This window comes from Paraburkholderia piptadeniae (assembly GCF_900007165.1).
In the GTDB taxonomy this organism is placed as follows: Bacteria; Pseudomonadota; Gammaproteobacteria; order Burkholderiales; family Burkholderiaceae; genus Paraburkholderia; species Paraburkholderia piptadeniae.
On the sequence record NZ_CYGY02000248.1, the window covers coordinates 1 to 514 of the forward strand.

Below are 514 nucleotides of genomic sequence, written 5' to 3' on the forward strand. Positions count from 1 at the left end.
ATCGCCAACAACGCACCAACGCTGCAATTCTTCAACGACAAGGAATCCGTGACGGCGAACCCTGTCAAGGCTGGCGTCGCGTATGCGGTGTGGGACCGCCTCGAACTGCCGAACGGCAACCCGTACGCGAACCTGCATACGGCTGCCTTCCGCGGACCGACGCTGTTCTCGAAGACGACGGATGGCGGCAGCACATGGAGTACTCCGACAACCATCGTGACCGTGCCTTCGCGGCAGCAGACGATCGGCAACCAGATCGTGATCAACTCGCAAAACGGCACGCTCTACGATTTCTTCGATCTGATCACGCCGCCGTTCTCCAAAGCGGCCGGCAAGGTGGCGTTCATCAAATCGACCGATGACGGTGCAACGTGGACCAGGCCCACAATCATCTCGGGTCTGCAAACCGTATCGGTCTTCGATCCGAACACGGGAGAGCCGGTGCGTTCTGGCGACATCATCCCCGAGCCCACGAGACAGGCAGAAATCTCGTATGCCGTCTTCTGCTTGAAAA

At 59.1% G+C, this 514-nt stretch carries 1 protein-coding gene; it reads left to right on the plus strand.

Annotation, left to right across the window (positions count from 1 at the left end):
• Positions 1-514 (plus strand): exo-alpha-sialidase (locus tag BN2476_RS50145; protein ID WP_173819738.1); only part of this gene is annotated, 514 nt, incomplete at both ends.